The 25,346-nt window shown below is 67.8% G+C and carries 27 protein-coding genes; 10 read left to right on the forward strand and 17 right to left on the reverse strand.

What is annotated here, in order from left to right; genetic code table 11:
* Positions 1 to 37 precede the first annotated feature (37 nt).
* Positions 38 to 214, forward strand: a complete 177-nt coding sequence (locus ACZZZQ_RS03630) for a YegP family protein (RefSeq protein WP_082297996.1) — start codon at positions 38 to 40, stop codon at positions 212 to 214.
* An 84-nt stretch (positions 215 to 298) separates the two neighbouring features.
* Here the strand turns inward: ACZZZQ_RS03630 and ACZZZQ_RS03635 are convergent, their stop codons facing one another.
* Genes ACZZZQ_RS03635 through ACZZZQ_RS03645 form a run of 3 tightly spaced genes read right to left on the reverse strand, consistent with a single transcriptional unit; the run spans position 299 to position 2,698 of the window.
* Complete coding sequence (locus ACZZZQ_RS03635) at positions 299 to 1,054, reverse strand: amino acid ABC transporter ATP-binding protein (protein WP_053098859.1); 756 nt, start codon at positions 1,052 to 1,054, stop codon at positions 299 to 301.
* Positions 1,051 to 1,848, reverse strand: a complete 798-nt coding sequence (locus ACZZZQ_RS03640; RefSeq protein ID WP_053098858.1) for an amino acid ABC transporter permease — start codon at positions 1,846 to 1,848, stop codon at positions 1,051 to 1,053. The genes ACZZZQ_RS03635 and ACZZZQ_RS03640 overlap by 4 nt, the downstream gene beginning before the upstream one ends.
* A gap of 34 nt (positions 1,849 to 1,882) precedes the next feature.
* Complete coding sequence (locus tag ACZZZQ_RS03645; RefSeq protein ID WP_053098857.1) at positions 1,883 to 2,698, reverse strand: transporter substrate-binding domain-containing protein; 816 nt, start codon at positions 2,696 to 2,698, stop codon at positions 1,883 to 1,885.
* 239 nt (positions 2,699 to 2,937) lie between these two features.
* Between ACZZZQ_RS03645 and ACZZZQ_RS03650 the strand changes: the two genes are divergently transcribed.
* The 3 genes from ACZZZQ_RS03650 to ACZZZQ_RS03660 are packed head-to-tail and all read left to right on the forward strand — an operon-like array spanning position 2,938 to position 8,808.
* On the forward strand, positions 2,938 to 3,591 hold the full coding sequence (locus ACZZZQ_RS03650) for a hypothetical protein (protein WP_463506909.1): 654 nt from the start codon (positions 2,938 to 2,940) through the stop codon (positions 3,589 to 3,591).
* Entirely contained in the window at positions 3,581 to 7,510 is a 3,930-nt protein-coding gene (locus ACZZZQ_RS03655; protein WP_463506910.1) for a Pls/PosA family non-ribosomal peptide synthetase, read from the forward strand. The genes ACZZZQ_RS03650 and ACZZZQ_RS03655 overlap by 11 nt, the downstream gene beginning before the upstream one ends.
* Positions 7,507 to 8,808, forward strand: coding sequence for a M1 family metallopeptidase (locus ACZZZQ_RS03660; protein ID WP_400340335.1), 1,302 nt, complete (start codon positions 7,507 to 7,509; stop codon positions 8,806 to 8,808). The genes ACZZZQ_RS03655 and ACZZZQ_RS03660 overlap by 4 nt, the downstream gene beginning before the upstream one ends.
* Before the next feature lie 12 nt (positions 8,809 to 8,820).
* On the opposite strand, the gene ACZZZQ_RS03665 is transcribed toward ACZZZQ_RS03660, so the two are convergent.
* The 8 genes from ACZZZQ_RS03665 to ACZZZQ_RS03700 all read right to left on the reverse strand — a co-directional run bounded on the left by ACZZZQ_RS03665 (position 8,821) and on the right by ACZZZQ_RS03700 (position 12,287).
* Positions 8,821 to 9,465 carry a 4'-phosphopantetheinyl transferase family protein gene (locus ACZZZQ_RS03665; RefSeq protein WP_463506911.1) on the reverse strand — a complete coding sequence of 215 codons (645 nt, stop codon included), beginning with the start codon at positions 9,463 to 9,465 and terminating at the stop codon, positions 8,821 to 8,823.
* 34 nt (positions 9,466 to 9,499) lie between these two features.
* Positions 9,500 to 9,799: a Dabb family protein gene (locus tag ACZZZQ_RS03670; RefSeq protein ID WP_053098852.1), complete on the reverse strand. Its 300-nt coding sequence runs from the start codon at positions 9,797 to 9,799 to the stop codon at positions 9,500 to 9,502.
* Positions 9,796 to 10,086 (reverse strand): glutaredoxin family protein, encoded by a 291-nt coding sequence (locus tag ACZZZQ_RS03675; protein WP_053098851.1) that lies wholly within the window; start codon positions 10,084 to 10,086, stop codon positions 9,796 to 9,798. Before ACZZZQ_RS03675 ends, ACZZZQ_RS03670 begins: the two co-directional genes overlap by 4 nt.
* Positions 10,083 to 10,385 carry a rhodanese-like domain-containing protein gene (locus ACZZZQ_RS03680; protein WP_053098850.1) on the reverse strand — a complete coding sequence of 101 codons (303 nt, stop codon included), beginning with the start codon at positions 10,383 to 10,385 and terminating at the stop codon, positions 10,083 to 10,085. Before ACZZZQ_RS03680 ends, ACZZZQ_RS03675 begins: the two co-directional genes overlap by 4 nt.
* Before the next feature lie 81 nt (positions 10,386 to 10,466).
* Positions 10,467 to 10,565 carry a 30S ribosomal protein bS22 gene (locus ACZZZQ_RS03685; RefSeq protein WP_003792170.1) on the reverse strand — a complete coding sequence of 33 codons (99 nt, stop codon included), beginning with the start codon at positions 10,563 to 10,565 and terminating at the stop codon, positions 10,467 to 10,469.
* A 135-nt stretch (positions 10,566 to 10,700) separates the two neighbouring features.
* Positions 10,701 to 10,892, reverse strand: coding sequence for a helix-turn-helix domain-containing protein (locus tag ACZZZQ_RS03690; RefSeq protein WP_053098849.1), 192 nt, complete (start codon positions 10,890 to 10,892; stop codon positions 10,701 to 10,703).
* 78 nt (positions 10,893 to 10,970) lie between these two features.
* On the reverse strand, positions 10,971 to 11,672 hold the full coding sequence (locus ACZZZQ_RS03695) for a cyclase family protein (RefSeq protein WP_463506912.1): 702 nt from the start codon (positions 11,670 to 11,672) through the stop codon (positions 10,971 to 10,973).
* Positions 11,673 to 11,870: 198 nt separating this feature from the next.
* Complete coding sequence (locus ACZZZQ_RS03700; RefSeq protein ID WP_056277731.1) at positions 11,871 to 12,287, reverse strand: ArsR/SmtB family transcription factor; 417 nt, start codon at positions 12,285 to 12,287, stop codon at positions 11,871 to 11,873.
* A 104-nt stretch (positions 12,288 to 12,391) separates the two neighbouring features.
* On the opposite strand from ACZZZQ_RS03700, the gene ACZZZQ_RS03705 reads away from it, so the two are divergent.
* Entirely contained in the window at positions 12,392 to 13,822 is a 1,431-nt protein-coding gene (locus tag ACZZZQ_RS03705; RefSeq protein ID WP_053098848.1) for a TrkH family potassium uptake protein, read from the forward strand.
* Positions 13,815 to 14,486, forward strand: a complete 672-nt coding sequence (locus ACZZZQ_RS03710; RefSeq protein ID WP_047520565.1) for a potassium channel family protein — start codon at positions 13,815 to 13,817, stop codon at positions 14,484 to 14,486. Before ACZZZQ_RS03705 ends, ACZZZQ_RS03710 begins: the two co-directional genes overlap by 8 nt.
* Positions 14,487 to 14,507: 21 nt before the next feature.
* On the opposite strand, the gene ACZZZQ_RS03715 is transcribed toward ACZZZQ_RS03710, so the two are convergent.
* The gene (locus ACZZZQ_RS03715; protein WP_463506913.1) at positions 14,508 to 14,795 is read right to left on the reverse strand and encodes a DUF1905 domain-containing protein; all 288 of its coding nucleotides are present in this window, start codon (positions 14,793 to 14,795) and stop codon (positions 14,508 to 14,510) included.
* 1 nt (position 14,796) lies between these two features.
* Positions 14,797 to 15,636, reverse strand: a complete 840-nt coding sequence (gene proC / locus ACZZZQ_RS03720) for a pyrroline-5-carboxylate reductase (RefSeq protein WP_400340329.1) — start codon at positions 15,634 to 15,636, stop codon at positions 14,797 to 14,799.
* 60 nt (positions 15,637 to 15,696) lie between these two features.
* Here proC and ACZZZQ_RS03725 point away from each other — a divergent pair, with 60 nt between their 5' ends.
* Complete coding sequence (locus tag ACZZZQ_RS03725) at positions 15,697 to 16,668, forward strand: cation diffusion facilitator family transporter (RefSeq protein WP_072590790.1); 972 nt, start codon at positions 15,697 to 15,699, stop codon at positions 16,666 to 16,668.
* 23 nt (positions 16,669 to 16,691) lie between these two features.
* Here the strand turns inward: ACZZZQ_RS03725 and tadA are convergent, their stop codons facing one another.
* A complete protein-coding gene (gene tadA / locus ACZZZQ_RS03730) occupies positions 16,692 to 17,147 on the reverse strand; it encodes a tRNA adenosine(34) deaminase TadA (RefSeq protein WP_056277087.1) in 456 nt (151 codons plus the stop codon).
* A gap of 81 nt (positions 17,148 to 17,228) precedes the next feature.
* Between tadA and upp the strand changes: the two genes are divergently transcribed.
* A complete protein-coding gene (upp, locus tag ACZZZQ_RS03735) occupies positions 17,229 to 17,861 on the forward strand; it encodes a uracil phosphoribosyltransferase (protein WP_042538962.1) in 633 nt (210 codons plus the stop codon).
* Here the strand turns inward: upp and ACZZZQ_RS03740 are convergent.
* Complete coding sequence (locus ACZZZQ_RS03740; RefSeq protein WP_295101154.1) at positions 17,846 to 18,826, reverse strand: LysR family transcriptional regulator; 981 nt, start codon at positions 18,824 to 18,826, stop codon at positions 17,846 to 17,848. The genes upp and ACZZZQ_RS03740 overlap by 16 nt on opposite strands.
* A 122-nt stretch (positions 18,827 to 18,948) precedes the next feature.
* Here ACZZZQ_RS03740 and ACZZZQ_RS03745 point away from each other — a divergent pair, with 122 nt between their 5' ends.
* Complete coding sequence (locus ACZZZQ_RS03745) at positions 18,949 to 19,956, forward strand: putative oxygenase MesX (protein ID WP_463506914.1); 1,008 nt, start codon at positions 18,949 to 18,951, stop codon at positions 19,954 to 19,956.
* A 20-nt stretch (positions 19,957 to 19,976) separates the two neighbouring features.
* Positions 19,977 to 21,014, forward strand: a complete 1,038-nt coding sequence (locus tag ACZZZQ_RS03750) for a methionine synthase (RefSeq protein ID WP_157557399.1) — start codon at positions 19,977 to 19,979, stop codon at positions 21,012 to 21,014.
* 28 nt (positions 21,015 to 21,042) lie between these two features.
* Here the strand turns inward: ACZZZQ_RS03750 and ACZZZQ_RS03755 are convergent, their stop codons facing one another.
* Together ACZZZQ_RS03755 and ACZZZQ_RS03760 are read right to left on the reverse strand one after the other, a co-directional pair.
* Positions 21,043 to 21,834 (reverse strand): GNAT family N-acetyltransferase, encoded by a 792-nt coding sequence (locus ACZZZQ_RS03755; RefSeq protein WP_463506915.1) that lies wholly within the window; start codon positions 21,832 to 21,834, stop codon positions 21,043 to 21,045.
* 23 nt (positions 21,835 to 21,857) lie between these two features.
* On the reverse strand, positions 21,858 to 25,328 hold the full coding sequence (locus ACZZZQ_RS03760; protein WP_463506916.1) for a TM0106 family RecB-like putative nuclease: 3,471 nt from the start codon (positions 25,326 to 25,328) through the stop codon (positions 21,858 to 21,860).
* Positions 25,329 to 25,346: the final 18 nt, after the last annotated feature.

Raw genomic sequence — 25,346 nt, forward strand, 5'->3', positions numbered from 1 at the left:
GCCTCGTGCCCTCCTCACCGTCGAGAAAGGACACCTCATGGCAGGCACGTTCGAGCTGTACACCGACAAGTCCGGCGAGTACCGGTTCCGCCTCAAGTCCGGCAACGGCGAGGTGATCGCGATCAGCGAGGGCTACTCGTCGAGATCGTCCGCGCTCAACGGCATCGATTCGGTGCGCCGCAATGCCGCGGATGCCGAGGTCGTGGAGGCCTGACCTCGCACACCACTCTCCGCACACGAGACCCCCTCGCGCTGACTCAGCGGGAGGGGGTCTCGTCGTGACAGGTGAGACGCGAACTCAGAGGACGCGAGCCAGGAAGTCCTGCGTACGCGGATGCTGCGGGTTCGCGAGCACCTCGCGCGGGTCGCCCTCTTCGACGATGTAGCCGCCGTCCATGAAGATCAGACGTGATCCGACCTCGCGGGCGAAGCCCATCTCGTGCGTGACGACGAGCATCGTCATGCCCTCGTCCGCGAGCGAGCGCATGACCTGCAGCACCTCGCCGACGAGCTCGGGGTCGAGCGCCGACGTCGGCTCGTCGAACAGCATCATGTCCGGGTTCATGCACAGCGCCCGCGCGATCGCGACACGCTGCTGCTGACCGCCCGACAGGTGTCCGGGAAAGGCGTCCGCCTTCTCGGCGAGCCCGACGCGTCCGAGCATCTCCTTCGCGACCCGCTCAGCCTCAGCCTTGGACCGCTTCTTCACGCGCTGCTGCGCGATCATGAGATTGCCCATCACATCGAGGTGGGGGAAGAGGTTGAAGCTCTGGAACACCATGCCGATGCGGGTGCGCACTCGGTCGATGTCGACATCGGGATCAGTGATGTCGATCCCCTCGATGAGCACCTTGCCGCCGGTCGGCTCCTCGAGCAGGTTCACCGAGCGCAGCAGCGTCGACTTGCCCGAGCCCGACGGGCCGATGATGCAGACGACCTCTCCGGCGGTGACGGTGAGGTCGATGCCCTTGAGCACCTCGTTGTCGCCGAAGCTCTTCACGAGCCCCTGCAGGTCGATCGCGGGGGCGTGGACGTCAATCAGATCGGTGATCATCGCTGCCTCGACATCCTTCGTTCCAGGTACGCGCTGAAGCGCGTGAGGGGGATCGTGACGATCAGGTAGAGGGCCGCCGCCATGATGAGCGGCGTTCCGTTCGCGTTCTGCGTGCTCGCGTCACGCGCGAAGTTCGTCAGCTCCTTCGACCAGATGAAGGAACCTGCCACGAAGAGCAGCGACGTGTCCTTCAGCAGCAGGACGAACTCGTTGGTCAGCGGCGGGATGATGATGCGGAACCCCTGCGGGACCACGATCCAGAACGTCGTCTTCATGGGCGACATGCCGAGCGAACGTGCCGCCTCGGTCTGCCCCTTGGGAACGGCCTGGATGCCGGCGCGGATCGTCTCGGCCATGTACGCCGATGCGACCAGGATCAGACCGATCAGGCCGAGCACGACCGGTCCGCCGAGCTTCGTGCCCGGCACGCCGAGTCCGATCGGCAGGATGAACGCGATGGCGAAGATCGTGAGGATCGCGGGAAGCCCGCGGAAGAGCTCGATCCACGCCGTCGCGATCCATCGGAAGGGTCCGATGGACGACAGCTTCAGCAGCGCGAGCACGACGCCGAGCAGCAGACCGCCGGCGAACGCGACCGCCGTGAACCACAGAGTGTTCACGAGCGCCGTGGTGATGATGCCCGGAAGCATCTTCGCCGCGACCTCCGGGTTGAAATACAGCTGCGCGATGCGGGCCCAGTCGGTGCTGACGATCAGCCAGACGGCGACCGCGATCAGCACCGCATAGACGGTGTACCGATACAGCTTGCTCTTCGTGGTGCGCCTCAACGCCATTGTCAAGGTCTCCCTGTCCTACGTCGCTCGCCGATTACTTCGCGGTGAAGTAGGTGTCGTAGATCGTCTGGTAGTCGCCGCTGTCGCGGAGATCCTGCAGCGCGCCGTCGATCGCCTCGCGCAGAGCATCCTTCTCGCCCTTCGCGTATGCGAAACCGTACGACTCGCCGGTCTCGTACTCCTCGACGATCTTGTACGCGCTGTCGGCCTTCTCGTGCTCGAGGTTCACCGGCTGGTCCTGAAGGATCGCGTCGATCTGTCCGGCCTGCATCGCGGGCCACAGCTCTCCGTCGGAGGGGTACTGGACGAGTTCTGCGCCCTCGGCGTTCTCGGTCGCGTAGGCCTCTCCGGTGGTGCCCTGCTGCACTCCGACGTTCTTGCCCGAGAGGTCGTCGATCGACTCGATGCCCGAGTCGGTGCGCACGAGCAGCGACTGCAGCGACTCGTAGTACGGCTCGGAGAAGTCGATGTTCGCCTTGCGCTCGTCGGTGATCGTCATGGCCGAGGCGCCGACGTCGCACTGTCCGGCGGCGAGCGTGGTGCCCGACTGCAGCGCGTCGAATCCGACGTCCTGCACCGAGAGCTTCAGGTCGAGCTCCTTCGCGATCGCGTCGAGCAGGTCGATGTCGAAGCCGGTGTAACCCGTGCCGTTGTCGCCGCCCTCGAACTCGAACGGTGCGTAAGGGATGTCGGAGCAGACCGTCAGGGTGCCCGCCTCGATGAGGTCGTACTCGTCGCCGGCCGCAGGCTCACCCGATCCCGCGTCACTGCCGCCGGTCGCGCATCCGGCGAGGGCGAGGGTGGCGGTCGCGGCGAGCGCGATCCCGGCGATGATGTTGCGACGCTGCATGTCAGCTCCTGAAGGACGAGGGTGTGGTTCCCCACGGACGGGTAGGAGAACATCTAAACATGCACCACCGGGCCGAACCCGCCGTCGGCCGCCTTCTGCGGATCACATTTGTGTTGCAAGTGTGACCGAATATGACGGGCGTGTTACGCACGATGCGGCACCGATTGTTCACCTTGCCTGAGTATCCTCTGTGCCGACAGCCCGAGCCGACACGCTCCGGACTCAGAGGAGACCCGATCATGGCAAAGAAGACCTCAGCACAGCGCACCGCCGAAGCCGCTCTCGACGCGGCGAAGGATGCGGCGAAGGACGCGAAGAAGCTGATCAAGTCCCTGCCCAAGAAAGACGCCAAGAAGCTGAAGCCTCTCGTCGAGGACGCGAAGGACGCGGCGAAAGTCTCGAAGAAGAAGGTCGCGGACCGGCCCAAGAAGGTCGCGAAGTCGGCGACCGCGGCGACCGCGCGCCTCACCCAGGCCACCGCACGCCTGGAGGCCGAGAAGAAGGCGTCGGACAGGAAGTCCGCCGCGAAGAAGGATCAGAAGAAGGCCGACAAGAAGTCCGCCGTCGCGCCGACGCCGGATGCGAAGCAGCCGGCCCCGAAGAAGGCCCCCAAGAAGGCCGAGGCGAAGAAGGCCGTGGCCACGAAGGCCGTGGTCGCGGCTCCGACCGTCGAGCCGACGGTCACGATCACGACCCCGACGTCGGCACCCGCACTGGCACCAGCACCAGCACCAGCACCGGCACCGGCACCGGTACCAACAGCGACCTCTGCAGCGGCACCGGAGCTCAGCGCGCTGACCCTGGTCCAGCTGCGCGCCCGCGCCCGCGCCGAGGGCCGCACCGGATACTCGCGCCTGACGAAGGCCGCTCTGCTCGACCTCCTTGCGCGCTGACGTGCAGGAGGCGCTCGACCGGGGTGCCGACGCGCCTCCTCCCCGCACGCTGATCGACATCCTTCAGGAGACGACCCGGCGATATCCCGACGCCTCGGCCATCGAGGACGCGGACGGGGCGCTCAGCTACGCCGAGCTGCTCGCGCACGTCTGGCGTACGGCGGCCCTGCTGCACGAGAGAGGCGTGCGCCGCGGCGACCGCGTCGGCATCCGCATGTCGTCCGGACACCGCGAGCTGTACATCGCGATCCTCGGCACCATCGCGGCGGGCGCCGCCTATGTCCCCGTCGATGCCGACGACCCGCAGGAGCGTGCCGATCTCGTGTTCCACGAGGCCCGCATCGCGGGCACGATCACCGACGCCGGCTACATGCCGGCCGGGGCGACCGAGGCGGTCGATCTACTCGGCGGCGAGTCACCTCATCCGCGCACCTCCGCGATCCCGATCGTCGCGCCGCCGACGGTCGACGACGATGCCTGGATCATCTTCACCTCCGGGTCGACCGGCGTGCCCAAGGGCGTCGCGGTCTCGCACCGTTCGGCCGCGGCCTTCGTCGACGCCGAGGCACGTCTGTTCCTCCAGGCCGCACCGCTGAGTCCCGGTGATCGCGTGCTCGCAGGCCTCTCGGTCGCCTTCGACGCGTCCTGTGAGGAGATGTGGCTCGCGTGGGGCCACGGCGCCTGCCTGGTGCCCGCACCGCGAGCTCTCGTGCGCTCGGGCGAAGACCTGGGGCCCTGGCTGCTCGGCCACGGCATCACCGTCGTCTCGACGGTGCCGACGCTCGCCGCCCTCTGGCCGCAGGACGCGATCGAGAACGTGCGCCTGCTGATCTTCGGCGGGGAGGCCTGCCCGCCCGAGCTCGTCGCCCGGTTGGCGTCGGACGGACGTGAGGTGTGGAACACCTACGGCCCGACCGAGGCCACGGTCGTGGCCTGCGCCTCGCTGATGGACGGTACGGGTCCCGTGCGTATCGGCCTCCCGCTCGACGGGTGGTCGCTCGCCGTGGTCGATGCTGACGGACAGCGCGTCGCCGAGGGCGAGACCGGCGAGCTGATCATCGGCGGAGTCGGTCTCGCCCGGTACCTCGACCCTGCGAAGGATGCCGAGAAGTACGCGCCCATGCCCACTCTCGGCTGGGACCGGGCCTACCGCTCCGGCGACGTCGTGCGGGTCGACTCCGAGGGACTGATCTTCCAGGGTCGCGCCGATGACCAGGTCAAGATCGGCGGCCGCCGTATCGAGCTCGGCGAGGTAGAGGCGGCGCTGCAGGCGCTGAGCTCCGTCTCGGCGGCGACCGTGGTGGTGCAGAAGACCGAGACGGGCATGCCGATCCTCGTCGGCTATGTCGTGCCCGACGAGGGGTTCGACCGGCAGGTGGCGCGTGGTGAGCTCTCGGAGACGCTTCCCGCTCCGCTGATCCCCCTGCTCGCCATCGTCGACGACCTGCCCGTCCGCACGTCCGGGAAGGTCGACAAGGCGGCTCTCCCCTGGCCGCTCGATTCCGGCGACGCGAACGACTCGTCCCTGTCCGGCACGGCGGCGTGGCTCGCCGAGCAGTGGTTCGCCGTGCTCGGCGTACGCCCGGGCGACGAGGACGCCGACTTCTTCCAGCTCGGCGGCGGGTCCCTCGCAGCCGCCCAGCTGGTCTCCCGCCTGCGCACCCGGGCGCCGGAGTTCACGATGACCGACGTCTACGATCTGCCGCGGCTGCGCCAGATGTCGGATGCCGTCGACGATGAGGCCGATGATGAGGACGCCGAGGAACGCGTCTTCAGCCAGCCCGTCCCGACCCCCCGACGGATGCAGTGGGTGCAGACGATCGCGGGTCTCCCGCTGTTCGTGTTCACCGGCATCCGCTGGCTGCTGTACCTGCTCGCCGCGAGCTGGCTCCTGCGGCTGTCCCCCGGATTCGAATTCCTGCCCGCTGTTCCGGTGTGGACGATCATCGTCGGCCTGCTGATCTTCGTCACCCCGGTGGGGAAGATGACGATCGCCGCCGTCGCCGCGCGTCTGCTGCTCGCCGGACTCCGCCCTGGCGACTATCCGCGCGGCGGCGGAGTGCATCTGCGTCTGTGGCTCGCGGAGCAGATCGCCCAGCAGGTCGACCCGGTCGGCCTGGCCGGTGCTCCCTGGGTCGTCTACTACGCACGAGCTCTCGGCGCCCGCATCCACAGAGATGTCGATCTGCACACCGTCCCGCCGATCACGGGCATGCTCGACATCGGCTCCGGAGCCTCCATCGAGCCCGAGGTCGACCTCACCGGCTATTGGATCGATGGCGACACCGTGCGCATCGGCGGCATCCGCATCGGCGCGGGAGCGACCATCGGAGCCCGCAGCACCCTCGCCCCCGGCACGAAGATCGGTCGCGGCGCCGAGATCGCACCCGGCTCGGCCGTGTTCGGTCGGGTCCGCGCCGGGCAGCGCTGGGCAGGATCGCCGGCGGCACGCGTCGGCGGAGTGTCGCGGCCGTTCGCGGAGGGCCGCCCACCCAGCCGCACCCGGTGGTTGTGGGCCTACGCCGCCTCCTCCGCCGCGCTCGGCGTCCTCCCTGTCCTCTCGCTCGCCGCCGGCGCCTGGGTGCTCGCGCTGGGCATGCGCGGGTCCGACTCCCTGACAGCGGCCGTCCCGAGCATCCTGGCGCTGCTGGTTCCTGCAGTGCTGCTCGCCGGATTCGTGTTCGCCGGTCTCGTGCTCGTCTTCGTGCGTGTGCTCGGAGCCGGTCTCGGCGAAGGCGTGTACCCGGTGCGCTCGCGCATCGCCTGGCAGGCGTGGACGACCGAGCGTCTGCTCGATTCCGCCCGTACCTTCCTCTTCCCGCTGTACTCGAGCAGTGCCACTCCCTTCTGGCTCAGGGCCCTCGGGGCCGAGGTCGGGCGCGACGTCGAGGCGTCGACCGTGCTGCTCATCCCGAAGCTCACGACCATCGCCGACGGAGCGTTCCTCGCCGACGACACCATGGTCGCGACCTACGAGCTGCAGGGCGGATGGATGCGGCTGGGCACCGCGCGCATCGGCAAGCGCGCGTTCCTCGGCAACTCCGGCATGGCCGCCGGCGGGCACAACGTGCCTCGCGACGGCCTCGTCGCCGTCCTGTCCGTCGCTCCGCCCAAGGCCAAGGCGGGCTCATCGTGGCTGGGCTCGCCCGCCGCGCGACTGCGCCGTGTGGTGAACGACTCCGATCTCGAGCGCACGTATCGCCCGCGCCCGGGACTCCGCCTCGCGCGGGCTCTGTGGGAGCTGTGCCGCATCATCCCGGTGTTCGTGACCTGCGCGATCGGAGTGAGTGTGATGCTCACGCTCGCCGCGGTGGTCGAGGCCTGGGGACTCGCATGGGCCGTGCTGCTCTCGAGCGCCGTGATGCTCGCCGCAGGCGCCTTCGCCGCTCTGATCACCACCGCCGCCAAGTGGCTGATCGTGGGGCCGATCCGTGCCGGCGAGCATCCGCTCTGGTCGAGCTTCGTGTGGCGCACGGAGGTGTCGGACACCTTCACGGAGATGGTGGCCGCACCCTGGTTCGCCAATGCCGCATCGGGCACTCCTGCACTCGCCATCTGGCTGCGCACCCTCGGCGCGAAGATCGGCCGAGGCGTCTGGACCGACAGCTACTGGCTGCCCGAGCCCGACCTGGTCACCCTCGGGGACGGTGCGACCGTGAACCGCGGATGTGTGGTTCAGACGCATCTGTTCCATGATCGAGTGATGAGCATCGACGCAGTGACCCTCGAGAGCGGTGCGACCCTCGGTCCGCACAGCGTGATCCTGCCCGCGGCCACGATCGGATCGGATGCCACGGTCGGGCCCGCCTCACTCGTGATGCGGGGCGAGTTCGTGCCGATCGGCAGTCGATGGAGCGGCAACCCCATCGGGCCGTGGCGTGCCGTCAAAGTGCGCTCCTACCAGGCCTCGAACGCATGACCGTCGACCCCTACACCCCGCACAGCGGCGATCGGCGCTACGGGGTGCTGCACTACGACCTGGCCATCGACTATCGCGTGACCACGAACCGCATCGCGGGCACGGCGACGATCCGGCTGCAGATGCAGGAATCGGCGAAGCACGTCTCGTTCGACCTCGTCGGGCTCAAAGTCACGAAGGTGCGGGTCGTCGGTGATCGCGCCGCCTCGTTCAGACAGGACGACCGGCGGCTCAAAGTGGTCTTCGGGGGCGAGCGGGCGAGCGGTCAGGAGCTCACGGTCGCGGTCGAGTACTCCGGTTCTCCGTCGCCCCGGCGCACTCGATGGGGGCTCCTCGGGTGGGAAGAACTCGAAGACGGCGTGCTCGTCGCGTCGCAGCCGACCGGCGCGCCGACCTGGTTCCCCTGCAACGACCTGCCCTCGGACAAGGCGACGTATCGGTTGGAGTTCACGGCCGATCCCGAGTACACCGTGGTCAGCGGCGGCGCAGCCACGCGATCGACGCAGCGCGGTCGCACCCGATGGATCTTCGAGCAGCCGGTGCCGACCGCGACATACCTGATGACCGTGCAGATCGGCCAGTACGACGATGACAGGGTCGCTCTCGGTACGACTCCCGGGCGTCTGTTCCACCCGCGGGCTCTCGCGGGTCGCGTGCGCTCCGACTTCGCCCCGCTGCCGCACATGATGGAGACGTTCGTCGAAGCCTTCGGCACGTATCCCTACGAGTCCTACAAAGTCGTCATCACACCCGACGATCTCGAGATCCCCCTCGAAGCGCAGGGCATGGCGATCTTCGGTGCGAATCACGTGGACGGAGCCGGGGGCAGCGAGCGCCTGATCGCGCATGAGCTCGCGCACCAGTGGTTCGGCAACAGCGTCGGCGTCGCCCGCTGGCGGGACATCTGGCTGAACGAGGGATTCGCCTGCTACGCCGAGTGGCTGTGGTCGGAAGCGTCCGGCGCGTCGACCGCCCACGAGAACGCTCTGGCCCATCACGCCGCCCTCCGCGGCCTCGCCCAGGATCTGCTGCTCTCGGATCCCGGTCCGAACGACATGTTCGACGATCGCGTCTACAAGCGCGGCGCCCTCACCCTGCATGCCCTGCGACTCACGATCGGCGATGAGCGGTTCTTCGCTCTGACGCGGGAGTGGACCGCGCGGTTCGCGCGACTCGCTGTCACCAGCGACGACTTCCTCGGCCTCGTCGGCGAGGTGGCCGACGACCGGGCGCGCACCCTGGTGCGGACCTGGATCGACGAACTCCCGCTGCCCGCACTTCCTGCATCCCGGTCCTGAGACCGAGCGGGATCACCCCCGAGCGACGCTCAGCACGTACCCCGGTGGGCCGACCAGCGTCGTGACGTCGATCGTGGCGGCACGACCCGGAAGCGCTGCCGACCACACGCAGGGATCCGTGTTCTCGCGCAGTCGGAGGAGCACCTCTGACGGCTCTGTCTCGAATCCGCGACCATCCGCCTTGACCGCCGCCTCGATGCGCGTCCACCCCGCGAGATCCGGGGCTGCGCCGTCAGAGAACATCGTTCGCAGCTCGTCGACACGGCCGGCCGCAGATGCCTGCTCGACATCGACGCCGAGCGACGCCGCGGTCCCCACCGCTGCCGGAGCCACTGCGACGACGACGAGACCCTTCGCATGACTCACGCTGAGCAAGACGCCGTCGGCGCGCGGCCGACCATGGTCCGCCCCGCACCTGGCACAGCGGCTCGAGATGACGACGTCGTGCGTTCCGGTGACCCTGCGCACGAGGGCGCGCATCAGTGCCCTGCCGGCGAGGAACGCCTGGGCACGGCTGCCGCTCAGCTCGCGGAGGCGTTCCCGCTGACCCATCGCTGCGGCATCGGCTTCAGTGAAATCGTGCAGCTGCGAGGGCGATGCCCAGGCGATCGTGATGTCACGCCAGGTGGTCTCGCCTGCGATTCCCCCTGCGCTCATCACACCGAGAACCGCCGATCAGAGGTTCAGAGGTTCAGAGTTCGAAGTCGACGGCCACACGGGAGGCGACGACCGAGCGCACATACGCCACGACCTCTTCGTGCGCCGGGTGCACCTGATACTCCTCGAGCGCAGCGATCGAATCGACGTCCGCGACGAGGGTGACGTCCCAGTTCGCGTCGGGATAAGCGACGTTCGCGCCCGCGGTGATCGAGCGCAGCTGCGGCACGACGCCGTCGAGAGCGTTCAGACGACGGGCGACCTCGGCGGCCTGCTCGGCGCGTGTCGCCGCATCGTCGGCTGCGAGCTTCCAGGTGACGACGTGACGGATCATCGGGCTTCCTTCTCGAGTGCGTCCTGCTGCACGGCTGATTCGAGCGCGTCGCGCAGTCGGTCGGCGGACAGACGCCAGTGCGCGTGCAGGTCGCCGTCGATCAGGACGACGGGGATCTTCTCCCACCACAGCTCGTAGAGCACAGGATCGTCGGCGATCGAGGCCTCCACGATCTCGATGCGCTCGGCTGCCGCGTCAGGCAGGTCGGCGACGACGGCGTCGATGATCTCGGACGCGACATCGCAGAGATGGCAGTCCGGCTTGCCGATGAGGGTCAGCGTGGTCACGCCGACGGCACCTCGATATCGCGGCCCTGCGCGATCCACTCGCCCGTTCCGCCCTCGACGTTGGTGGCGTCGTATCCGCGGGACTCGAGCGCTTCGACGACGCGCGCCGACCGCCCACCCGCTTGGCAGATGACGTCGAACGACTCTGCGGGCAGCTCTTCGAGCCGGTTGCCGATCTCGGACATCGGGATGTTGACGGCCCCGGGTACGTGACCGGCGGCGAACTCATCCACCTCTCGGACATCGATGAGCGGGGTGTTCGACCGCTCGGCGAGTTCGGTGACGGTGATCGACTTCATGGCATGCTCCTGCGACGAGTGGGAAACCGGGGGCAGAGACACAAAGCGCCCGTCCGGAGACAGGCGCTCGTGTCTGGTCGCTTACTTCTTGTTGCGACGCTGGTGGCGAGTCTTACGAAGCAGCTTGCGGTGCTTCTTCTTCGCCATGCGCTTGCGGCGCTTCTTGATGACAGAACCCACGGAAACCTCACTAAGTCAGTGGCTGGGTGTCGTCGGTGACGGACACCCGGGTACGGGCACGGAAAAATGCCTCGGATCAGTCTAGCAAACCGTGGAGCTTCTGCTGCACGCGCTCACGAGACGACGCCGAGGACGTCAGCCGACGTCGGCTATCGGTCGCTGCAGGGCCTCGGCGACCGCGGATTCCGGAACACGGAAACTGCGACCGAAGCGGATGGCTGGCAGCTCCCCAGCGTGCACCATCCGATAGACCGTCATCTTCGACACACGCATGAGTTCGGCGACCTCGGCCACCGTAAGGAACCGGACATCTGGAACCTCGGGCATCCCACGTACCCCTTTCTGGATTGTGTGCACACTCTATGGGCAAGGTGGGACACGTGTAAACCCATGTGGCCTGTGTGATCAGTGTGCATCCCCGATGGTCGCGAAGGCGCGCACGGGAAAGGTCCCGAATCCGCGCACGGCCGGCGGTGCAGCGGTGAACCGCGCCCCCTGCGACGGCACAGCGTCGAGGTGCGTCAAGTGCTCGACCACATGGATGCCGGCGGCGAGCAGGATGCTGTGGGCGGGCCGCTCTCCTCCGCTCTCGGTGTCGTCGATGTTCAGGGAGTCGATTCCCACCAGGCCTACCCCCGCGGCGGCGAGGTGACGAGCCCCTCCTTCCGTGAGGAACGGCGCCCCGCGCCCGTACTCCGGTGTGCCGAAGTGCTCATCCCATCCGGTGTCGAGCAGGACCGCTGCTCCGCTCAGGTCGCGGTCGACGAGTGCGTCGGCATCGATCCCGCGATGCTCAGCACTCCAGGCGCCTCGCAGGTGGAACACCTCGGCACGCAGCCCGACCAGCGAGCTCAGGTCGAGCGAGGCCAGGTCTCCGCCGTCGTCGTAGCGGTGGTAGGGCGCGTCGAGGTAGGTGCCCGTGTTCCCGATCATCGTGATGATGTCCATCGCGAACTCCGTCCCCGGCGCGTACTTCGAGCGCGAGTCCTCGCGAGTGAGGTGCGGAGTGATCGTCGGTGCCGGAAGACCCGGGTAGGTCACCAGCCCCGCCTCGATCGTGTGGCTGAGGTCGATCACGCGGGGACTCGAAGCGGAAACTGTGGTCATCCCCTCATCATGGCCCGCGGAACGGGCGAGGTCACAGCGGAGACATAGGAGGTATGCCGGAACCGCTCAGACTGCCCTGCGAGGCTGACCACACGACTCACGATGGCACCATCCGAGTCACGCGGGCTGGGGCCCGCGGCCTCGCCCCTGACGACACGCCCCCCGATCGTCAGGGGCGATGTGTGTCTCCGGCCGCGATCAGCCGCCGAGGCGCTTGAGAGCCGTCGCGACCACGTGCTTGGCCGATGCCGCGGCACGGCCAACGACCTCGGCCGCGTGTGCGGCTCCGTCGGGCAGCGGCAGTCCGGGGTAGTCGATGTCGGGTGCGTCGTCGCCGTAGGCATCCATGAGGAAGGGCACGAGCCAGTCGTCGACGGCCTCGAGCGGCTCGACGGCCAAGCTGTAGAAACGACGCTGCCCGTCTTCGCGGACGCTGACCAGCTCGGCCTCGCGCAGGACCTTCAGATGCTTCGAGACGGTCGGCTGGCTGATGCCGAGGTCGGCGACGATCTGGCTCACGCTCGTTCCGGCGTCCCCTTCGGCGGTGCGTCGCAGGAGAAGCTGGAGAATGTCTCGCCTCGTACCGTCTGCGATCACGTCGAAGATGTCCGTCATGTGATCAGGGTAGTCGTCCCCGGCACGGAGTACCATGACGAAGGCTCGGCGATCAGCGCCGTGCATCCGCGTACGTCGGAGCAGGAAGATCGAAGGGGGACGCGATGTCGGGCATCGTTTCGGCGTCGTCGCCTCGACAGCGTCTCCAGAACGCCGCCTCCTGGGGCAAGCACATCATCACGTCGTCGCCCTCGCGCTTCGCGATCGTCATCTTCGCGCTGCTCATCCTGGTCTTCACGGTGCTGCTCTCGCTGCCGATCGCCTCGGCCTCGCGCACGGTCACGCCGTTGGCGGATGCACTGTTCACCGCGGTCTCCACCATCTGCGTCACGGGACTCGCGACCGTCGACATGGCGACGTACTGGTCGCCCTTCGGTCACGTGCTGATCTTCATCGGCGTCAACATCGGCGCGCTCGGCGTTCTCACCCTCGCCTCGTTGATGGGCATGCTCATCTCCAAGAGACTGGGACTCCGCGCCAAGCTCCTCGCCGCGGGAGACACCAACCCCCTTCGCGCGCACGGTGGCGTGGTGAACGAGAGCCAGACCGTCCGGCTGGGCGAAGTCGGTCAGCTCCTGACGACCGTGGCCGTCTCCGCGCTGATCATCGAGGGCGTGCTCGCGGTCCTCCTCTACCCCGCACTCGTGATGGCCGGGGTCGAGCCGATCGCAGCGCTCTGGGAGGCCCCCTACTTCGCCGCGATGGCCTTCACCAACACCGGCTTCGCGCCGAATGCCGGCGGAGTCGCCGTGTTCGCCGACGACTATCTGGTCCTCACGCTGCTGATGGCCGGCGTGTTCCTCGGCAGCATCGGCTTCCCGGTGATCTACACCCTGGCCAAGCACGTGTGGCACGTGAAGAAGTGGTCGCTGCACACCAAGCTCACCCTGGTCACCACGGTGCTGCTCTTCGTGCTCGGCGCCGCCGTCTTCCTGATCCTCGAGTACGCGAACCCGAAGACGTTCGGGTCGATGGATGCCGCGGACACGACCTTCCAGGCGTTCTTCCTGTCCGCGATGACGAGGTCGGGCGGCTTCAACGTGATCGAGATGGACGATCTGAACGGCTCATCCCTCCTCGCCGCGAGCATGCTGATGTTCGTCGGCGGAGGCTCGGCCTCCACCGCCGGCGGAATCAAGGTGACGACCCTCGCGGTGCTCGCGATCGCGGTGTGGTCCGAGGCCAAGGGCCGTCAGTCCGTCGAGGCGTTCGGCCGTCGCATCCCCAGCGACGTGCAGCGCGTCGCGTTGAGCGTCGTCGCCTGGGGAGCCACGATCGTGGCACTCTCGACGATCATCATCGCCCAGATCACCAAGGCGGACATCAGCCACGTCCTCTTCGACGTCATCTCGGCTTTCGCCACCGTCGGACTCTCGACCGGCCTCACCGCCGATCTCCCCGACGCCGGTTCGTACGTCCTCGCGACCACCATCTTCATGGGGCGCGTTGGTACAGTGACTCTCGCCGCGGCCGTCGCCGCGACATCGCGAACGCAGTACTACTCACTGCCCGTGGAAAGGCCGATCGTTGGTTGAAGTCCTCCGGGGCGACGCTCCCGTCCTCGTCATCGGTCTCGGCCGGTTCGGTGCCGCCTGCGCAGGCGAACTCGATCGTCTCGACCGCGAGGTCCTGGCGATCGACGACAACCTCGAGCTCGTGCAGAAATGGTCGGACCGCGTCACGCACACGGTGCAGGCCGACGCCAAGAACATCGACGCCCTGCGGCAGATCGGCGCGCAGGACTTCCAGGTCGCCGTCGTCGCCGTCGGCTCGTCGATCGAGGCGTCGGTGCTGATCACCGCGAACCTCGTCGACCTCAAGGTGCCGCAGATCTGGGCCAAGGCGGTCTCGCAGTCGCACGGCAAGATCCTCGCCCGCGTCGGAGCCAACCACGTCATCTACCCCGAGCGAGAAGCCGGTGAGCGCGTCGCGCACCTCGTCTCCGGCCGGATGCTCGACTTTATCCGCTTCGACGACGACTTCGTGCTGGCCAAGATGTACCCGCCGAAGTTCATCCGCGGCGTGGGTCTGAACGAGTCCGGCGTGCGCAGCAAGTACAAGGTCACGGTCGTGGGAGTGAAGAGCCCGGGCAAGCCGTTCCGCTACGCCGAGGCGAACACGATCGTGACCAACCACGATCTGATCATCGTCTCGGGCACCAACAGCGACATCGAGCGCTTCGCCGCCCTCGACCGCTGACCGGCATCCGCGCGACGGACGTCAGGCGTCGATGTCGAGCGTGATCTCGACGAGGTCCTCGACGCCGACGCCCTCACGGTCTTGCAGGGCCTTCTTGATCGGCACGATGTAGCCGCCGTCCTTGGGCCAGAGGGCGGTGGTCACCGTCGTGTCGCCGATCGTGACGGATGCGGGGATCATCCCCCATCCGTAGGTGACGACGCTCGCGACCTCACCGATCATCTCGCTCTCCGCCGGCGGCACGGTGACGAAATGGAACGGCGCGGGACCGCGCCAGAACCAGATCTCCCCGGAGAACCGCAGCTGCATGTCAGGCTCCGGCCGCGAGTTCCTTCGCGCGAGCGAGTGCGGCAGCGGCGGCATCCGCGAAGGTGCGATCGAGGTGCGCGTCCTGCAGCACCGCCACGGCCTTCTCGGTGGTGCCTTTGGGGCTCGTGACCCTGCGGCGGAGCTCGGACGGCTCCTCACCCGACGCATCGAGCAGCGCAGTGGCGCCGATGAAGGTCTGCTCCACCATGACCCGCGCGTCGCTCTCGCTGAAGCCCATTCCGACGGCTGCCTTGGTCAGCTCCTCGATGAGCAGGTAGACGTAGGCGGGGCCGGAACCCGAGATCGTCGAGAGTGCGTCGATCTGCGATTCGGGAACCTCGACGACCGCGCCCACGGTGGCGAAGAGGCGGTGCACGAGGGCGAGATCGTCGTCGGATGCCGCTGCCCCCGCGGCCAGACCGGTGACTCCCTTGCCAACTGTCGAGGGCGTGTTCGGCATCGATCGGATGACCCGCACGTCGGCGCCGAGGTTGTCGGCGAAGGTCTGGAGCGTGACTCCCGCAGCGAGGCTCACGACGATCGCGTCGTCGGCCAGATGCGAGGCGATCTCGCGCAGCAGATCGGGCACCATCGCGGGCTTCACCCCGACGAGGACGATGCGAGCCTTCGCGACCGCATCCGCGTTGCCGTCGGTGGTCTCGGACAGGGCGATGCTCCTGACCCCGTCGAGGTCGGCGAGGGCCGCCGCCTTCTCGGGCGTGCGGTTCGTCGCGGTGATTCCCCCGTCGACCTGGATGCCGGATGCGACCACCCCTCGGAGGATCGCGCCGCCCATCGATCCGGCACCGAGGAACGCGAGAGCGGGAAGCGAGTCAGCCATGTCGCCATCTTACGGCGGGCGCACCGGGCGACCACGGACGAGCCGATCTAGACTCGACGCATGAGTGCATCCGGCGGCGGCAAGGCCATTCTCGCGGCGTTCCTGGCGAACCTGGGCATAGCCCTGGCGAAGTTCCTCGCGTGGGCGCTGTCGGGATCCGCATCGATGCTCGCCGAGGCGATCCACTCGGTCGCCGACTCGGGCAACCAGCTGCTGCTCATGCTGGGCGGACGCAAGGCGAAGCGCGAGGCGGACAGGGCGCACCCCTTCGGCTACGGGCGGGAACGGTACGTCTACGCGTTCGTGGTGTCGATCATCCTGTTCTCCGTCGGAGGTCTGTTCGCGATCTACGAGGCGATCGACAAGCTCACGCACCCGCATGAACTCGACAAGACGTGGTGGTGGCTGCCGATCGTCGTGCTGGTGGTCGCGATCGGCCTCGAGTCGTTCTCGCTGCGCACCGCCGTCAGAGAGAGCAATCTCGTCCGTGACACGGGCCAGTCCTGGGTGTCGTTCGTGCGCCGCGCGAAGGCGCCGGAGCTCCCCGTCGTGCTCCTCGAGGACGTCGGGGCACTCACCGGTCTCACGTTCGCACTGCTCGGCGTCGGGCTCACCGTGATCACCGGAAACCCGCTGTTCGACGCACTCGGCACATTGATGATCGGCATCCTGCTCGTACTCATCGCGATCGTGCTCGGCGTCGAGACGAAGAGCCTCCTCGTGGGCGAGGGCGCCACGCAGGCCGATCACGATCGCATCGTCGACGCGATCAACGCGGGCGACGAGATCGAGAAGATCATCCACATGAAGACCCTCTACCTGGGCCCGGACGAGCTCATGGTCGCGGCGAAGATCGCACTCAACGCGAACAAGCCGCTGCGCGAGGCAGCTGTCGACATCGATGCGATCGAGGCCCGCATCCGCGAGGCTCTTCCGATCGCACGCGTGATCTACATCGAGCCCGATGTCTACCGGCCGTCGCTCGACCCCGAGCCGTCGACCGACGTCTTCGTGCTCAAGTCCTCCGACTGATCGCTCGCGGGGTGCCGTAGCCGTCAGCGCCGCTGCTCGAAGAAGCTCCGCAGCAGGGCCGTGGCGGCATCCGCTTCGACCCCGCCGACGACCTCGGCGCGGTACGGCAGCCGACGGTCGCGCAGCACGTCGTACATGGAGCCGGCGGCCCCCGCCTTGTCGTCCCACGCGCCGAAGACGACGCGGCCGATCCGCGCCTGCAGGATCGCCCCCGCGCACATGATGCAGGGCTCGAGGGTCACGACGAGGGTGTGGCCGTCGAGATTCCACGAGCCGACGGATGCCGCGGCCGACCGCAGCGCCGCGATCTCGGCGTGCCCCGTGGGGTCGTGGGTCGCCTCACGATGATTGCGTCCTTCGGCGATGATCCGGCCCTCTGCGTCGAGCACCACCGCGCCGACCGGGATCTCCGAGGCCGCCGACGCCTCGGCCGCAAGCTCGAGCGCGCGTCGCATCGCACGGGCGTCGGAGGCGGTCATGCATCGAGCCTACGACAGCCGCTCGGGCGGCCGGCGGCATCCGATGTCGTACCGGAGCCCCCGGCGCATTAGCCTGTATCCATGCGTGTCCACGTCGCCGACCACCCTCTCGTCACTCACAAGCTCTCGGTGCTGCGCGACCATCGCACCCCGTCGCCCGTCTTCCGGCAGCTGACCGAAGAGCTCGTGACGCTTCTCGCGTATGAGGCGACCCGCAACGTGAAGGTCAGTCCGGTCGAGATCACCACTCCCGTGACGACGACGATGGGCGTGAAGATCTCGGAGCCCCGTCCGATCGTCGTGCCGATCCTGCGCGCCGGCCTCGGCATGCTCGAGGGCCTGGTGAAGCTGCTGCCGACGGCAGAGGTCGGGTTCCTGGGCATGGTCCGCGACGAGGAGACCTTCGAGCCGACCACCTACGCCGAGCGCCTTCCCGACGACCTGAGCGATCGTCAGTGCTTCGCGATCGATCCGATGCTCGCGACCGGCGGCTCGCTGGCTGCCGCCATCCAGTTCCTCTTCGACCGCGGGGCCAAGGACGTCACGGCGATCTGCCTGCTCGGCACTCCCGAAGGCCTCGCCGCCATCGAGGCGCTCGTCGGAGACCGAGACGTGACGATCGTGCTCGGGGCCCTGGATGAGCGCCTCAATGAGAAGGGCTACATCGTGCCCGGACTCGGCGACGCCGGCGATCGGCTCTACGGCACCGTCTGACGGATCTCCGGCTCGCGCGGTTCGTCCTCGAGAAGGGGCACGCCGAAGCTCGCCACCACGTCTCGCACCTCGCCGAGGTACTGCTGAGCCTGTTCGGTGAGCGGTATGGCCGTGCGTCCGATCCAGCCGATCTCGATGCGCTCGTCGACGTCGAGGGGCACGGCGACGATCTCGGGATCGAGATCGTCGCTGATGATGCCGGTCGAGATCGTGTATCCGTCGAGACCGATCATCAGGTTGAAGATCGTCGCTCGATCGGAGACCCTGATCTCCCGCGCACTCGAGAGGGTCGAGAGGATCTCCTCCGCGAAGTAGAACGAGTTGTTCGCGCCCTGGTCGAAGGTGAGACGCGGAAGGCCGACGAGATCCTCGAGGGTCGCACGGTCTCGCGACGCGAGTGCGTTCCGCCGTGAGACGAAGATGTGCGGCTCGGCGATGAAGAGCGGATGGAATGCGAGACCCGAGTCCCGCAGGAGCTTGTCGATCACGTTGCGGTTGAAGTCGTTGCGGAAGAGGATGCCGAGTTCGCTGCGGAGCGTCCGCACATCCTCGATGATGTCCCACGTGCGGGTCTCGCGGAGCGAGAACTCGTATTCGGCGGCGCTCGAGCGCTTGACCATCCGCACGAATGCGTCGACGGCGAAGGAGTAGTGCTGGGTGGACACCCCGAGGAGGCGGCGCGACGGTGGCCGCCCGAGGTAGCGCTGCTCGAGAAGCTCGGCCTGCTCGACGATCTGTCTGGCATACCCGAGGAACTCCGTGCCGTCGCTCGTGAGCGTCACCCCTCGCGCCGACCGGGTGAGCAGATCGCGTCCGACTCGGCTCTCGAGGTCTTTCATCGCCGCGGACATCGTGGGCTGCGCGACATAGAGCACGTCGGCCGCCGCGGTGATGGACCCCTCCGCAGCGACCTCGATGAAGTACTGGAGCTGTTGCAGTGTGATCCCGCTCGATCGCCTAGGCATAGGAGAAGGCTATATCACCGCATAGCGGAGCCGAATTACCCGATAGCTCTGGCATCGCTGCACTATGAGATCACCGCTTTCGCGAGGCCCGATGGGCCTCCCCTCTCCCGGATTGGCCCCTCATGGCGAACGAGATCACGTTCAGCATCACGACCACTCGCTTCGACGAGGACTATGCCCCGTCCGACAGCTCGCGCATCACCACGAACTTCGCCAACCTCGCGCGCGGCGAGCGCCGCCAGCAGAACCTCCGCAACGCCCTGGAGATGATCGACCGTCGCTTCAACGACCTCGCGGGCGGCGACGAGCGCTACACGGTCGAGCTCGACATCGTCTCGGTGCAGTTGCGATTCGCCGATGGCAACGATGAGGAGTTCCCGGTGCTCGAGGTGCTCGACGTCCACATCGTCGACCGGCTGACCGGCGAACGCCACCATGGGATCGTGGGAAACAACTTCTCCTCCTACCTCCGCGACTACGACTTCAGCGTCGTCCTGCCTGCGGCGAGCGCGGCCGCCGGCGGATTCTCCACTCCCGACGACTTCGGCGTGCTGCACGGCAAGCTCTTCCAGCATTTCCTCGAGTCCGAGGCGTACCAGGAGCGCTTCTCGACCCTGCCGGTGATCTGCATCAGCGTCTCGACCAGCAGAACCTATCACCGCAACGGCAACCACCACCCCGTGCTCGGCGCCGAGTACGTGCAGGACTCCTTCTCACTCACCGACGAGTACTTCGGGAAGATGGGGCTGCAGGTCCGCTACTTCATGCCACGCGGCAGCGTCGCCCCCCTCGCCTTCTACTTCCGCGGCGACCTCCTGAGCGACTACTCCGATCTGCAGCTCATCGGCACGATCAGCACCATGGAGACCTTCCAGAAGATCTACCGGCCTGAGATCTACAACGCGAATGCGCCGGCCGAGAGCGTCTACCGTCCGAGCCTCGCCCACGACGACTATCAGCAGACGGAGATCACGTACGACCGCGAGGAGCGCAGCCAGCTCGCCGTCGTGCAGGGACGCTACGCCGATGAGCACTTCGTCACGCCGCACCGGACGGTGCTGGACCAGTGGGCTGCCGGGTATCCCGCTCCGTCCTCCCCCGCGTCCGCCTCCCCCGTTGCGGTCCGATGACCGGCCGCGGATCGTCGACCGTGCGAGAACTCCTCCCCACCTCGATCGTCGGAAGTCTGCCCAAGCCGGCGTGGCTCGCCCGGCCCGAAGTCCTCTGGTCGCCGTGGGAGCTGCAGGGCGATGCGCTCGCGGAGGGCAAGCATGACGCCCTGCGCGCCGCTGTGCACGAGCAGCGTCGACGCGGGATCGACATCATCAGCGACGGGGAGCAGACCCGTCAGCACTTCGTCACCACCTTCATCGAGCATCTCGACGGAGTCGACTTCGAGAATCGGGAGACGGTCCGCATCCGCGATCGCTATGACGCGAGCGTGCCGACCGTCGTCGGCGCAGTGAGCCGCCGCGCGCCCGTGTTCGTGGACGACGCGGCCTTTCTGCGCCAGCAGACCGACCAGCCGATCAAGTGGGCGCTGCCTGGCCCGATGACGATGATCGACACGCTGTCGGACCGCCACTACCGCAGCCGCGAGAAGCTGGCATGGGAGTTCGCGACGATCCTCAATCAGGAGGCGAAAGAGCTCGAGGCAGCCGGAGTCGACATCATCCAGTTCGACGAGCCCGCGTTCAACGTGTTCTTCGACGAGATGAAGGACTGGGGCGTCGCTGCTCTGGAGCGGGCAGCAGAAGGACTGCGTGCGGAGACCGCGGTCCACATCTGCTACGGCTACGGGATCAAGGCCAACAACGATTGGAAGGCGACCCTCGGAGCCGAGTGGAGGCAGTACGAGGAGTCGTTCCCGCTTCTGCAGCGATCCACCATCGACATCGTCTCGCTGGAGAGCCACCACTCCCACGTGCCGCTCGACCTCATCGAGCTGATCCGCGGCAAGAAGGTGATGCTCGGTGCGATCGACGTCGCGAGCGAGCAGATCGAGACTCCGGAAGAAGTCGCCGACACCCTGCGGCGCGCGCTCGAGTTCGTCGATGCGGACCTGCTCATCCCCAGCTCGAACTGCGGGATGGCGCCCCTACCGAGGCGCGTCGCTCTCGACAAGATGAGCGCCCTGTCAGCGGGAGCGCGAATCGTGCGCGACGAACTCGGCGGCACCGGCGCCTGACCGCGCTCGAGCAGCCGCGTCGTGTGACTCACACACTCAGGAGGTAGCAGCGCTCCTCGCCGTACTTCGTGAAACCCGCTCGCGCGAGGATCGGCGCGGAGGTGGCGGTGCGCCCCTTCACCAACGCCGTGGTCGCTCCCCGTGCCGCGCTCTGGCGAAGCCGCTCCACGAGGACGGCACGGTAGGCTCCTCGTCCCCGTGCCTGCTCGATCGTCGCCGCTCCCCAGAGGCGTGCGAAGCCGTCGACGATCGTGCAGCCGCCCGTGCTGACCGCCTCGCCGTCCGCGCCGAGCCGGGCGAGAACACGCACCTGCGTGTCTGCGTCGTACGCCGATGTGATCTCGTCGAGTTCGATGCGAAGGCCTTCGTCATCGAGCGGCTGCTGCTTCCAGACCGGCACATTGATCGCGTCGACTTCGCGAACCTGCTCGAGCGTTCGCACGACCTCCGCCCTGGCTTCAGGCGGGACATCGCTCGCGGCGCTGTCGATCGTGGCGCTGTCGATCCGGCTCGCGAAGACGGCTACGGTGTCGATGTGCTCGGCTCCGCGCCTGAGGAGCTCGGCTTCGAGATCGGGGCGGTCGGACGCGTTGGTCCAGAACCGCAGCTCGCTCTCGTCCCACGCCCTCGTGCGGTCGATGGCGTGTTCTACGACGGTTGCGGCATCCGCATCCGAGTCGACCTGCGAGCCGCGCACTCCGCCACCGAATCGCGTCGGATACCGCACCAGCTGCAGATGGCTCCGCGGCTGCTCGCTGCCGCGGGGAAACCACACCCACGCGGCCGAGGCTCGCAGGACATCATCGATCGTGTGAGTCATCGCTCTCCCAGCCCCCGGCGACCTCAGCTCGCCGCTCCGACCAGACGCGCGAAGGCGCTCATCCGAGCGACCCCCTCGGGAGTGCGCGGAAGATCGTCGAGCAGGGCCGGTGAGTGGATGAGGTACGCCGCGACCTGCGCCCTCGAGATCGCCACGTTCAACCGATTCTGCAGCAGGAGGAACTCCGGGCCTCGCGGAGCATCGCGTCCGCTGGACGCCGCGAGCGAGGTGATCGAGACCACCGCCTCCTTGCCCTGGAAGTTGTCGACCGTGCCGACCGGGACGTCGTGGAAGCCCGCCGCGGCGAGCGCATCGTGCACGGTCTGACGCTGGGCGTTGTAGGGCGCGACGACGATGATGTCGTTCTGCGCCAGCGGGCGCGCCGTGGACTCCGCATCATTGTCGGTGAACGTGCGTCCGACGAGACCGCGTACCAGCGCCACCACTTCGGCCGCCTCTTCCGGCGACTCTGTGGCGTTGCCTCGATGCCGCAGCGGGACGACGTGGAGCCCCGCGTCGACGCCGTCGATCGACCGCCTCTCGGTTCCGGGTGCCGAGGCGAGCTGGCCCGCGTACGCGAGCCTGGACACCGGGGCCGCGACCAACGGATGCATGCGCCACGATCTCGCGAGGAAGTAGCCGTGATCGGGCTTGATGACCGCGTCGCCGCCCATGACCCAGCCGAGCGCCGAGGTGTCGACCGGCTCGGGGTGCGCGCCCTGACTGACCTGAGGAAGCTGCTGCGGGTCTCCGAGGAGCAGCAGGTTCTTCGCTCCGGCCGCGACGGCGATCGTCGACGCGAGCGAGAACTGCCCTGCTTCGTCGATCACGAGGAGATCGAGCCCTCCGCGCTCGACGCGGGCGGTGTTGCTGAAGTCCCACGCTGTGCCGCCGACGACCGCACCGTGCTCGGCGTGCTCGGCGAGGAATGACGCCATGCCGTTCTTGGGGATGACTGTGTAGCCCGGCTCGACGGAGGGGTCTTTCGGAGCCTTGCCGACCTCACTCGCCGGCACACCGTCGGCGACGACTCGTTCGAGGAGGTTCTCGATGATCGCGTGGGACTGCGCCACGACACCGATCCGGAATCCGTGCTCCTTCACCAGCCGGGCGATCACCTGCGAGCCCGTGTAGGTCTTGCCGGTCCCCGGGGGGCCCTGCACGGCGAGGTAGCTGCGGTCGAGATCGAGCACGCCTCGGACGATGGCGTCGATCACGTCGTCGCCCTGCTCGGGCAGCGGACGACCGGACAGCGTGCGCGGAGGGATGCGACGAAGCACGTCGGTGGCCGCGTCACGCGGGAACCCGGGTGCGGCCGCGTGGACGGAGTCCGCCCACTCATCGATCGCGCCCTGCAGCGAGACGACGCGTGGCGGCGCAGCCGGAGTGAGAGCGAGGGGAAGCTCGTCCCAGGTCTGCCCCTGGATCGCCGTCTCGGTGATCAGGTAGCCGTCGTCGAGCACCTCGGCGACCGTGACGGTGTGAGGGACATGCACCGCTCGTGACGGTGCCTCGGTGTCGAAGGGAGCCGGCACCGGATACAGGGCGAACGGCTGCGCCCCGGCGCCCAGAGTGGTGCCCGGCGACACCTCGCCGCGGATCTCGATGTCGCGCGACATCACCCGTCGGCCCTCGCCGATGCTCCAATCCCTCTGCACGCGCGATGAGGCGCGGTCGATGCGCACGACGTCACGCGTGCCGTCCCACATCGTGACGGGTTCGCGCAGTCGCTGGAAGTGCGAGACCCAGAAACTCTTCGCCTCGCGCGGGAAGTAGTCGATCGCCGCGGCCGCGATGCGATGCACCTGACCGTCGTCGCCTGCGTCGACCGCGCGCTCCGCATCGGCGAGCAGTGACACCGAGCGCGGTGACGGCTCGTAGATCACCTCGTCCGCTTCATCCGGCGGCGCCGGAGTCACGCCCTCAGCCCTCGCGATGTCGATCAGCCAGTTGCGGAGGCGCCGGGTGGAGACGCAGTCGTAGCGGTTGTAGTCGGCGAGGTCGGCGAACACGGCATCCGCTTCTTCCTGCTCCTCCGCCGCCGCGAGCTCTCGAGCCGCGACGTACTGCACGATCGAGTCATCGCCCTTCTGGACGTCGCTCGTGCGCACATCCGCGCCCATGTAGAGAGGCTCGAGCTTCTTGATGGAGTACGACCTCGTGCCGACCCGCACGGTCCGCAGCACGAGCGGATACAGGTCGACGAACACTCCTTCACGCAGCAGTCGATCGATCTCGCCCTCACGGACGCCGTGCCGCGCCGCCATGGCCACGAGGTGCGAGGTCTCATACGGGGCGTAGTGATAGATGTGCATGCCCGGATGAGCCGCGCGCCGCAGCTTCACGAAGTCGAGGAACCTCTCGAACGCCTCGCGTTCCGCCGCGAAATCGTGTGCCCAGAGCGCGGTGTACTGATCGGAGTTGTCGACCCATCCGAAGAGGTAGTCGATCCCCCAGTGAGCCTGACCGTCCGGCGCCGGCTCGGTGTAGAGAGGGTCACCCTCGAAGTCGAAGAAGATGTCTCCGTGGCTCGGCACCGGGAGCGTATGGATCGCGGCCGCGTAGTGCACGTCATAGGTCGGCGCACCGTCGGCATCCGCCTGGATCTGCAGTCGGGCCTGTGCCCTCAGAGTCTCGAACGTGTCGGTGTTCATGCCGTCAGGGTGCGTGGGCGCCTCTGCCAAGGCGTCGATGGTCTCGATGCCGGCGGCTCTCAGTCGCGCACGCTGCACGGGCCGCATGCGGGCGACCATGAGGAGATCTCGGTGCGCGATCACCTGTTCCTCGCAGGTGGCGCAGCGCCCGCACGCCACGACCTCGAGATCGCCGCGGTCGTCGCCCCACGCCAGCGCGGCCCCGGCGGAACCGTCGCCGATGCGACGATCTGCGATGAGCGCGCGCAGACGCGCCCGTCGCACCTGGAACAACGGAAGGAGGTCGTCGACGGAGTGGGTGCTCACTGAGCCGTCGCCGAGGATGAGGTCGACCTCGTCGGATCGTGGGATGCCGAGCCGATCGAGCTGATCGACATATGCCGCGAGCTGCATGAGGGCCGTGACCCGCGCTTTTCGGGCGAGCTTCGAATCCTGCACCCGCCAGCGACCGTCGTCGTCGCGCTTCAGGAAATCTGCGAATCCCACGAACTCGGGTGTAGCGAAAGCCGCCTGGAAGACGACGACAGCGTCGGAGCCGAGTGCCTGAACCGTCTCTTCGACCGCCGCCGCCAGGGCAACTGCGTCGACGGACGACACCTTCTCGACGAGATGCACCCGATCGGCGCCGAGATCATCGAGATAGCGCGCCAAGACGTTCCGCTCATGCACGTCTCCGAGCAGCGCCGCCCGCGCCAGCGTCGCGTCTTCGGGCTCGTCGACCGCGGGGACCCGCCCCAGCTTGGCGTCGATCGCGCGGCACCACGCGAACTCGCATTCGGCGGCCGCCTTGAGGTCGCTCGCGCTCCAGATGACGCGCTGCGCCTGAGTGTCGATCCGCACGATGCTCCCGTTCTGTCG

This window comes from Microbacterium sp. AC132, from assembly GCF_979258525.1.